This window comes from Syntrophorhabdaceae bacterium (assembly GCA_035541755.1).
In the GTDB taxonomy this organism is placed as follows: domain Bacteria; phylum Desulfobacterota; class Syntrophorhabdia; order Syntrophorhabdales; family Syntrophorhabdaceae; genus PNOF01.
This window is the reverse complement of sequence record DATKMQ010000089.1, coordinates 1-9,224: the sequence shown is the minus strand read 5'-3', so window position 1 is coordinate 9,224 and position 9,224 is coordinate 1. Positions and strand designations below refer to the sequence as shown.

The window sequence follows — 9,224 nt, the reverse complement described above, 5'->3', positions numbered from 1 at the left end:
ATCGTTGGCTTGCTTGCGGCGCTCGTAGGGCCCAAACTATTTCCAAATCTCGGTAAAGGGAAACAGGCTGCCGCAAAAGCGCAGATTGAATTGCTCGGCCAGGCCTTAGATCAGTTCCGTCTTGACACGGGAAGGTATCCCACTACACAGGAAGGCTTGAACGCCCTCGTTACAAACCCTGGCGTGGATAAATGGGACGGTCCTTACCTGAAAAAGGCCTTGCCTGATGATCCCTGGGGCAAACCTTATAATTACCAGGCCCCGGGAACCCACGGCGAATATGACCTCTTCTCGTATGGTAGCGATGGAGCCCCCGGCGGTGATAAAGAAGCTAAAGACGTTACGAGCTGGGAATGAGATTGACGGTAAGGGTGTTTCCGTACCGTTATGACGTAAAGATGTTCGAAGTGGAAAAGATCGACTGAGGAGAGAGCGTATCAGGACTATCAAAATATTCATGCTTTGTGCGGTTCTTGCTTGCCTGACTCATGGAGCTCACGCCGCTCAGGATCGGGATGTTGCTATCCGAGCGTCTCAAGCCCGTCACCTCGTACAGATCGCTCAGGCTGAGACGTTCGCCCCGGCACCCATTCCCCAGGGAACGCAAATCCAGATTCAGCCTCTACCGGTACTAGCGCAAGCGACTCCGCCGCCTCAGGCGCCGTCTTCAGGTCCTGCCGCAGAGCCTTTTCCCGCCACACCCGCGCAGGTGACTCAACCACAAGCCCCCTCCTCAGGAGAGCAGCCGCCGACACAAACACCGCCGAGAACGCCCTTGAGAAGACCCATGGCAGCGACCGGCGCCGTCTCAGGGTCCATAAGCCTCAATTTTGACGACGCCGACGTGTTTTCCGTGATACAGACCATATTCGGTGAAATTCTGAAAGTCAACTACGTGGTAGACCCCCGCGTAAGGGGCAGGGTTACTTTCCGGTCGGTCTCCCCTGTGAGCACAGACCAGGTGCTTCCGATCATGGAGGTCATACTGAGGATCAACGGCATCGGCGTGGTCGAGGACAATGACCTCTACAGGATTGTACCTTTAAGCGACGTGTCGAGAGAACCATCGCCCGTTTCTTTCGGAAGGGACCCGACCAAGATACCCCCTACGGGGAAATCGATCATCCAGGTGGTCCCCATTCTCTATCTCCAGTCTTCAGAAGTCGTCAAGCTCATCACACCTTTCTTGTCGGCCAACGCCGTGGTCCTTGACGTACCTAAAAGCAATCAGCTCATCATAGTGGATACGGACGCGAGCGTACGGAGAATACTCCAGCTCATCGATACGTTTGATAATGAAACACAGAAGAAGAAGAGGGCCCAGGCGTTTGTATACCCGGTGCAAAACAGCAAGGCAGCGGATATCGCGAACCTCCTTTCTCAGATATTCTTAGGCGCCGCCAGGTCCACAACCTCCAGCACGACCACAGCTACAAGGGCGGGATCCACCTCCACCCCCACATCGGGCATGCCCGGGACAACTCAACAGCCTCTCCCCCAGTCAACCCAACAGCCCTACACGGGCACCACAGGTACAGGCACAAGCCCTATGCTCGTCTCGGAGCTTACGAAGATCTTTGCCGACGAGATCAAGAACACCGTCATAGTCCTTGCCACACCCGAAGATTATGAAACCATAAAGGAAACCATTGTCAAAATAGACACCACGCCTCGACAGGTGCTGATCGAAGGTCTCATCGCCGAGGTAACCCTGACGGACGATTTCACCCTAGGACTCGCCTACGCCTTCAGCACAACGTTTAACTATGAGGGCGGACGGATTCAAGGCGATCTTGCCCTCAACGCCGCCAATCTTGTTGCGCCAAGCAGCAGCTCATCAAGTTCAACATCGAACCTGCCGGCTTTGGCACAGGGTTTCAGTTATGTGGGCGTGGATGCGAGGGGCAACGCCAGGGGGCTCATCAACGCGTTAGCCACAAACTCGAAAAGTAAGACATTGGCCGCCCCGCACATACTTGTTTCAGACAACCGCGAGGCTCATATCCAGGTGGGTAGCCAGGTGCCTATCGTGACCTCATCCATACTCAATACCACCGGGAGTATCAGCACCACATCAACGGTCCAATATAAGGATATCGGCATCATCTTGAAAATCAAGCCCCAGGTCAATGAGAGCGGCCTCGTGGCCATGGAGATGTCGCAAGAGATATCGGCCCTTGGCGACTCGGTGGACGCAGGCAACGGTCAGAAGGAGATAACGATCAATAAAACTGAAGCGGCTACCAACCTTGTGGTCCATGACGGCCAGACTATCATCATCGGAGGTCTCATACGGGAGGATCACACGAAAGGGTACACGGGCATCCCCTGGTTCAACAGGATACCCATACTGGGGTACCTCTTCGGTACCACAGCAACCACGAAGATTCGGAACGAGACGGTTATTTTTCTTACACCTCACGTAATCAGAAACGCCGAGCAGGCAGGCAGCATCACCTCCGACTTTATGGACCGCATAACCGGCAGTAGCAATGGGGCCTTACGTAAAGAAGAATTGCTCAATGGCGGTCTGCAGACAAAGAAAGGTGCACCGGATTCGTCCGATACGGCTATCCCTCCGCGTGAAGGTGCCTCCCCCACCAACCAATAGCGGGCGTCCGTTATTCACAATTTCAACAATATTTGCTAATAGGCTTGATCCGCGGCTGGAGGTATAAGGCCTCGCGGCCCGCGTGAAGGATTCCTCTGCATTTGCGGAGACGCCTGTTGGGCCCCGGATTGGGACGGCGTGGGCATGGACTGGGTAAATGGGCTCGCAGCGGAGGGAACGGAAGTCGCCTGTGAGGTGGTCGTTGTCGCGGCAGAGCCGGAAGGTCTCATGGTGGTTGATATGGCTGATGTGGTTGATCCCGTGTCGCCCCTCTGTTTTCCCTCAACGGAGAGTTGCACGACCATGGTCTCGTCGCCCCTCGTTAGCACTATCCTGTCGCTCCCAATCTCTCTCACCACAAAGCCACTCACTGTATCGCCCCTCTTAACGACTGTTTGCCTTTTCCCCCTCCCGGGTGTTGTCTGGGGGGATTTCTTGTCCTCTATATATGCGAGACTCACACCGTTCGTGACTACGGTCCCGTAAAGCACAAGATCAGGTTTCGGAAAGGCCTGCTCGTCTTTTTTTTCCGGAGGTATGACCCTGTCCGGGTGAAAAAGATTATTCTCCGCCACGGTCGTAAAATCTGCGGCAGAGGCCGGTGGCGCCTTGTCGTTTAGCCCCTGCTCCTCGGCCGTAGCCTTTGTTTGCGGCCGGGGCGGCGTATATCGTACATTCATGGAGAAAAGCGGGAGGACCACAAAGAATACGAGAAAGAGAAGTCCCGCCATGAGCAATATGTTAAGGAGGTGCACGTTACTGTATAAATACTTGAGAAAACGCATCCTATTTGCCCCCCGTGAGAGCGGCTACCCTCACTTTCACCATGAGGTCCCTTGGTTCCCGGAAGTTCCTCACCCGCGTATCGAGCTCTTTGATCACAATATAGGGCGTCCGTGTCTCAATACTATAGATCACATCACTCAAGGCCCGCGTGTCCGGCAAGACCACATCCATGGTCACGTTGACGACCTTAAAATTTCCCAGGTCTTCAGGCTTTTCAACCCGTTCGCTCGATATAGTACCGCCTCTCCCCGTAATGATTCCCTTGACCGTATCTTCAAGGGTATTTGCGGCAAGAGAGGATGTGTCTCCCTGGACGAGCTTCGCATCATCGGCCTTCCTCTTTTCCTTAAGCGCCGTGAGCCTGCTCTCAAGCTCGGGTTTTCCCGCGATGATCGTGACGTATCTCTCCAACGTCTTTGTCTTGGCGACCTCCATTTCTCTGACAGAGGCAATATCGGCGCGGACTTTTTCGTATCCGTATTGATATGCGATGAGGACGAGAAGTACGATGATAACAGGGATGGCAAATATGATAAGCCTATTTCTTCTTTCCATCAACCGGCTTTCCTCCTGCCTCTTTAGGTTTTTCCTCTTCGCCCGTGCCAAACCCTTCAATTTCCATCTTGATCACGAATCTGTCGGCGTTGAGCCGTACGTCCCTGATGGTGGGAGATGCAAACTCAACCTTCTTGAAGTACTTCGACTGCTCAAGCTTAGGGAGTATCTCCGAAGCGGAGCCCGCGTACCCTTCGATGTCCACCGTTGTATCGGTGATACGCGTTCTCGTAAGCCACACAGTTTTTGGCAGTATAGTAGTCAGCTCTTTGAGAAGCACGAGCGCGAGAGGGTTCGACTCTTTGAACTTTTCGAGTGTGGTTGTCTCAACGTTTAAGGCATCGAACTCCTTTTGCAGACCTTCTATGCGCCTCACCTCATCCTTTCTCAGCGCTATCTGGCGGTTTATCTCATCCAACCGTCTCTGTTCTCTCTGGAGGGGCAGAAGCACATATGGAATCGAGGTGGCAAGGATGAGTATCACCAGTATTACGGTAGATGCGACGGGCAGTCTTGTCTTTTCGGTGACTCCCTTCCGCAAAAAGTTGAGCCCCTGGGCATCCGGCCACAGACTATCCACAACGCCTCCTACGGCGCTACTCGATATGTTCTGGGTGCCCTGAGCAAGTCTCAGTTTCATGGCGCCGTTTTCTAAAACCTTGACGGGCACCTTCACGTGTCGGTCGAGAGAGACGCGGCCATCTCCCTTCACGGACAAGAGCACCGCGGGGGTCACGCCCTCAGCACGAGCCATGTCTATGAGCGGGTTAATCGCGTTTGCAAGCGTAGCCTCCCGCGTCTCATCGGCGAGGAATGTACCGCCCACCGACTGAGCGAGCAGGTTTCTGCGAATGAGGGCACCTTCGTAACCGTAGGAATCGACTTCAAGACAGATAACATCAGGTTCCTGTCCGGTGTAGGCGCAGAGCGTGGCAAGGTTCGAGAGGTTGACCGTCACCTTCTCCAGGATGATACCTTCCTTAGCCAGTGCTTCCCTGTATTGGTTGATAAGACTCGCCCTGGCGGCGGCAAGTATAAGATCGACTTTTCCATCGTGCTCGTTCAATATCTTGAAATCGTAGCAGGCGTCATCAAGACTCAAGGGTGTCAGCCGATCCAATTCGTACGCAATAACGTCCGTGATTGTCTCCTTCACCGCACCCGGGAGCTCAACGGCCCTGACAATGGCCCATTCTCTGGGGAAGGCGAGCGTTACGCCCGCCTTTGATACCTTAAGTTCTTTCAAAGCCAGCCCGAGCGTGGAGGCAAGGCTTTCCGGGCTCGCATACTTTCCTTCTTCAAATGCGTATTTTCTGAACCTTCTGATGGTGATTCGGGACAAAAAACGCGAGCCGACAACGACCCATATCGCGCCTCTTTCGAGGGAAACGGAAAGACTCGTTTTCGGCATGATCACGCCATCCATAAGGCGTAAGGTGAGGAGGTCCCAGACCGGTCTTAACCGGTCTTTGAGCTTACCGGCAAGATCGGAGCCTGACGCCGAAATATCGGATAATTTCTTAAGTGCTTCTGTCCCTCTCATCATGATATCGCTTGCCTTGTCTTCATTCTCTTTTCGTGCCCAGCTCTTTAGAGGGCATCACTTTCCGCTTTGAGAAAATGCCTTGACACCGGCGGGACTCTTGTAATAGAGCGTGCGGTACGCGCCGTTACCCTCCAGTGACATGGTCGTCTTAACAGTGAATCCGAGCCGTTCGCCAGCCTTGTACCCCGTGGATTCAACGGTGTATATATTTGACTCCGCGAGGCCGATGTAAGGCCCAATCAAAGGGAAACTGCTCCCCACGATGGAGGCCACTTCCGCTAAATTCCTGATCTCTGTAGTTTGCCGAAGGGCGATGATCTGGTCCGCCTTCTCGGGGGACATGCTCGGTAATGCCATGAGGACCTCTCTGGGAGCCGCGTTTACGTTGATCGTAGCTATCCTCGAATAGACCGTGAGAAAGTTGAAGATACCGGTCTTTTCCCCGCTCCCATAGAGGATCTCAGGCGTCATACCCTTTACCATGAGCAACTCCTCCACCGTTTCAAGGTCTGCGTTCTTCGCCTTGTACGGGTTGGGCAGAGACATATAATAATCGCTCTCAGCGCCGTGAAGCCTGCGCAACTCATCGGCATCTCTCCAGTCCAGCAGGGAATCGACGATCGTATCGGCAGTTTCCTTCGATACCCCCTGGTTTACCAGCAGATTGTTCAGTATTATACCAGAAATATCGGTGAGCGTGTTAAGATTGATTTTCCCCGATTCATCGGTGACTGCATAAACATATGAATCGGCGCCCAGCTGGCCTGTATAAGGTGTCCCATCCACATGAATTGTTTCAGTAGACTCCTGAACGGTCTGTCTGTTCTTGTAGATGCCTCTGTAGACCATTTCGGTCGCGGCCCGCTCAAGCCCCGCCTGAGCGAGGAATTGTTTCTCCATACCTTCCTTGAAGAAGAACGTGGCGTGGGTCTCCGTCCTTACCATAAATGAAAACGAGAGCGCAATGACCACAAGAATCGTGAGTATCCAGAGCACGAGCAAGAGGGCGATGCCTTTTTCCGATAGCATCATCCTCGCTGCGACGCTTTCTTTTTCACGTCGGCACCCGACTTTTTCCGGTGCTCCTCGTTTCTTATGCATTATCCGCCCGTTATCCTATCTTCACCAAGGTTTGTACCTCTATCGCGTCAAGGTCCCCCGAGCTTTCATTGGGATGATGAGAGCCGTCTCGCTTGATCCTTCCGCAAGTCTCAGCCGTACTTTCAGGGGAAGTGAGGTGGTATCATTCCACTCCTCGATCCACACTCCTTCATCCTCCGTGGGGTCCTTAAAATAGTATTCAAAGGCGATTTGATTAAGACCAAAAAGAAGTAACGTCTCCCTCGAGTTCTTCGCCCCGATCGTACCCTCCGACGCGTACAGGCTCTTCATCCCGTTGTTATCGGATTTGATGGTATAATCTACAATCACATATCCTTTTTGTCCGCCCCAGATCGAATAGTTGGTGGTGAGCCTCATGGTGTTCGCCGTGCCCTCAAAATAGTAGCGCTTCTGAGCCTCCTCTTCGAAGGAGAGCGGCGCCGCGGACTCTATCTGCGCCTCGATTAAGGCAAGGGAAGTCCTGTATCTTTCGAGGGATTCGATCTTTCGTTCGCCTTTATCCACGGATCGATAGCTCATCCGCATGCCCCCGGAGGTAATAACCACGATAAGAGCGATGAGGACAATGGAGATGATGAGCTCAAGCAGGGTAAAGCCTCTTACCGAGCGGGCAACACTGACCATCCTGTTCACGCTTTTTTGCATTCGCTTATCCTGGCCCTAAATCCTTCTCTGCACCATCTTCATGGTGCGCAAAGTCAACGACCTCTCTTTTGCATCTTTCTGCCAGTGAAGGGTGAGCACGACTTCGAGAAGTTTGACCGGAAGCTCCTTTGTCCTGTCCGAAAGGGTGTCGGCCACGCTCACATCAAGGCGGTACCCATCGGGTGTGGCCTGAGTCCATGAACTTACATCCAGCTTTTCGTTTTCGAGCACTTCGCGCATCAACGCATCGGCCTTCACGCATGCCTTGACGTAGTCTTCGGAAGCCGTGAGGTTTCTCAGATTCGATGAGAAGAGCTGAAAGACAATAGTCACCGCAATGCCAAGGATGGAGAGCGCCACCAGGACTTCGAGCAGTGTGAAGCCGAGCTCGGACCTGCGGAAACCCTGGTCAGAAACGGTACGTGCGCTTCTTCTCGCGCCTCTCATAGGGATCACCTTCGTCATCTACGCACAATCACCGCACCCACAACCGGGTCAATTTGAATGAGAAAGGTCCTCTTCTTATAACCGAGCACCACGGTCCCGCCCTCCACGCCGGCGCCCGCCTGAAATAAGATCGAATACCGGCCGCTATGGATTTCTCCTGATATCGGATCGTCCACCATTATGGAAATCTCGGGCGGTATGGTCCTCGCGGTTACGCCCTCTATGCCATACTGTCGGGTATCCAGATTGATGGTGAAAATCTGCTGTTCACCCCGGTTCTGCGCGAGCGATTTGGTCTGCCTGATGCTTGCGGAGAGTTCCCGCGCCGCCGCACTGAGCCGGGCGGAAGGAAGCGCGTTGGTAAATGAGAGCGCAGCCAGCCCAAAAATGACGGCCACAAGAACAAGGACTATAATGATTTCAAGGAGGGTAAATGCCCTCGTGCACCCAAGAGATTTCTGCAAAGAAGACCGGAAAATTATTAAGCTTCTCATCCGGCGAGACATGGGACTAGATTCCTGTTCAGGTTTCAAAACGGCAGGTCCATGATACTGAATACCGAGAGGAGTATGGAGATAATGATGAAACCGATAACAAGACCCATAATGAGAATCATAATCGGTTCTAAGAAACTCACAAACCTTTTGACGGCTTCTCTCAAGCTTTTCTCATAGGCGGTGGCAACTTTAAGAAGCATAGTATCGAGCTGTCCGGTCTCTTCGCCCACCTTTATCATAGACAGGGCAAGTGGGGGGAAAACATTGGCTTCGCTTAATGGAGCGGCTATGCCCTTTCCTTCTTTAGCGCCTTTGGCAACGCCATCAAGGCCCACGGCTATGACCTGGTTGCTGATTACATCTTTGGCGTTGTTTAACGCCTGCAGAAAGGAAACACCGCTCTTGAGGAGGGTACCAAGGGTCCTGCAGAACCGGGCAGTTTCGAGCTTTCGCACCACATCGCCCACAAGCTTGAGTTTTAACGTATCCCATTGTAACCTTCCCGTCGTTGATCGTATATAGGACTGTGCGATGATCCAAAGCGCGATAACGACCGATAGACCGGCCCACCAGTATATCTTCATGAAGTTGCTCACGCCGAGCAGGACACGGGTGGTAACCGGCAGGGCGCTCCCGAACTCGGAAAAGATAACGGAGAACCTGGGCACCACGAAGATCAGGAGAATGATGATGGAGATGCCACCGACGAAAAAGAGTATAGCAGGGTAGATCATGGCTGAGACTACATGGTCCTTCAATTCCTTGGTCGACTCGAGGAATTCGTTGAGCTTGTCGAGGACAACATCAAGCACCCCTCCCGTTTCACCTGCACGTATCATATTTACGTACAGACGAGGAAAGGTTTTTGGGTGTTTCTGGAGCGCCTCGGAGAACGACCCGCCCTCGCGTATGGATTTGAGCACGGAGTCGACGATCTCCTTCATGGCCTTGCTTTCGGACAATTCGGAGAGGATATTAAGGCTCCTGTCAAGGGGCAGGCCGGCGGAAAGCAGTA

Annotated in this window: 11 protein-coding genes; 2 read left to right on the top strand and 9 right to left on the bottom strand. The window is 53.2% G+C overall.

Annotated features, from left to right (window positions below):
- Nucleotides 1-357: type II secretion system major pseudopilin GspG (gene gspG / locus VMT62_08630; GenBank protein ID HVN96479.1), on the top strand; the 357-nt coding region annotated here is incomplete at its 5' end.
- A 164-nt stretch (nucleotides 358-521) separates the two neighbouring features.
- Here gspG and VMT62_08625 read toward each other — a convergent pair.
- Nucleotides 522-722: a hypothetical protein gene (locus tag VMT62_08625; GenBank protein ID HVN96478.1), complete on the bottom strand. Its 201-nt coding sequence runs from the start codon at nucleotides 720-722 to the stop codon at nucleotides 522-524.
- A gap of 65 nt (nucleotides 723-787) precedes the next feature.
- Between VMT62_08625 and VMT62_08620 the strand changes: the two genes are divergently transcribed.
- Complete coding sequence (locus VMT62_08620; protein ID HVN96477.1) at nucleotides 788-2,611, top strand: secretin N-terminal domain-containing protein; 1,824 nt, start codon at nucleotides 788-790, stop codon at nucleotides 2,609-2,611.
- A 35-nt stretch (nucleotides 2,612-2,646) separates the two neighbouring features.
- Here VMT62_08620 and VMT62_08615 read toward each other — a convergent pair whose 3' ends face one another.
- The 8 genes from VMT62_08615 to VMT62_08580 all read right to left on the bottom strand — a co-directional run.
- Nucleotides 2,647-3,396, bottom strand: a complete 750-nt coding sequence (locus VMT62_08615) for a hypothetical protein (protein ID HVN96476.1) — start codon at nucleotides 3,394-3,396, stop codon at nucleotides 2,647-2,649.
- Between the two features lies 1 nt (nucleotide 3,397).
- Complete coding sequence (gspM, locus tag VMT62_08610) at nucleotides 3,398-3,952, bottom strand: type II secretion system protein GspM (protein ID HVN96475.1); 555 nt, start codon at nucleotides 3,950-3,952, stop codon at nucleotides 3,398-3,400.
- Complete coding sequence (locus VMT62_08605) at nucleotides 3,936-5,498, bottom strand: PilN domain-containing protein (protein HVN96474.1); 1,563 nt, start codon at nucleotides 5,496-5,498, stop codon at nucleotides 3,936-3,938. The genes gspM and VMT62_08605 overlap by 17 nt, the downstream gene beginning before the upstream one ends.
- Nucleotides 5,499-5,552: 54 nt before the next feature.
- Nucleotides 5,553-6,599 carry a general secretion pathway protein GspK gene (locus VMT62_08600; protein HVN96473.1) on the bottom strand — a complete coding sequence of 349 codons (1,047 nt, stop codon included), beginning with the start codon at nucleotides 6,597-6,599 and terminating at the stop codon, nucleotides 5,553-5,555.
- A 39-nt stretch (nucleotides 6,600-6,638) separates the two neighbouring features.
- On the bottom strand, nucleotides 6,639-7,265 hold the full coding sequence (locus tag VMT62_08595; protein ID HVN96472.1) for a prepilin-type N-terminal cleavage/methylation domain-containing protein: 627 nt from the start codon (nucleotides 7,263-7,265) through the stop codon (nucleotides 6,639-6,641).
- A gap of 15 nt (nucleotides 7,266-7,280) precedes the next feature.
- Nucleotides 7,281-7,712, bottom strand: coding sequence for a prepilin-type N-terminal cleavage/methylation domain-containing protein (locus VMT62_08590; protein ID HVN96471.1), 432 nt, complete (start codon nucleotides 7,710-7,712; stop codon nucleotides 7,281-7,283).
- Nucleotides 7,713-7,726: 14 nt separating this feature from the next.
- Nucleotides 7,727-8,176, bottom strand: coding sequence for a prepilin-type N-terminal cleavage/methylation domain-containing protein (locus tag VMT62_08585; GenBank protein ID HVN96470.1), 450 nt, complete (start codon nucleotides 8,174-8,176; stop codon nucleotides 7,727-7,729).
- Nucleotides 8,177-8,241: 65 nt separating this feature from the next.
- On the bottom strand, nucleotides 8,242-9,224 hold a 983-nt coding region (locus VMT62_08580), incomplete at its 5' end, for a type II secretion system F family protein (protein HVN96469.1).

Coding starts and splice junctions, on each gene's coding strand:
- VMT62_08620 (HVN96477.1), top strand. CDS start 788: ATGGCAGCGACCGGCGCCGTCTCAGGGTCCATAAGCCTCAATTTTGAC.
- VMT62_08615 (HVN96476.1), bottom strand. CDS start 3,396: ATGCGTTTTCTCAAGTATTTATACAGTAACGTGCACCTCCTTAACATA.
- gspM (HVN96475.1), bottom strand. CDS start 3,952: ATGGAAAGAAGAAATAGGCTTATCATATTTGCCATCCCTGTTATCATC.
- VMT62_08605 (HVN96474.1), bottom strand. CDS start 5,498: ATGATGAGAGGGACAGAAGCACTTAAGAAATTATCCGATATTTCGGCG.
- VMT62_08600 (HVN96473.1), bottom strand. CDS start 6,599: ATGCATAAGAAACGAGGAGCACCGGAAAAAGTCGGGTGCCGACGTGAA.
- VMT62_08595 (HVN96472.1), bottom strand. CDS start 7,265: ATGCAAAAAAGCGTGAACAGGATGGTCAGTGTTGCCCGCTCGGTAAGA.
- VMT62_08590 (HVN96471.1), bottom strand. CDS start 7,712: ATGAGAGGCGCGAGAAGAAGCGCACGTACCGTTTCTGACCAGGGTTTC.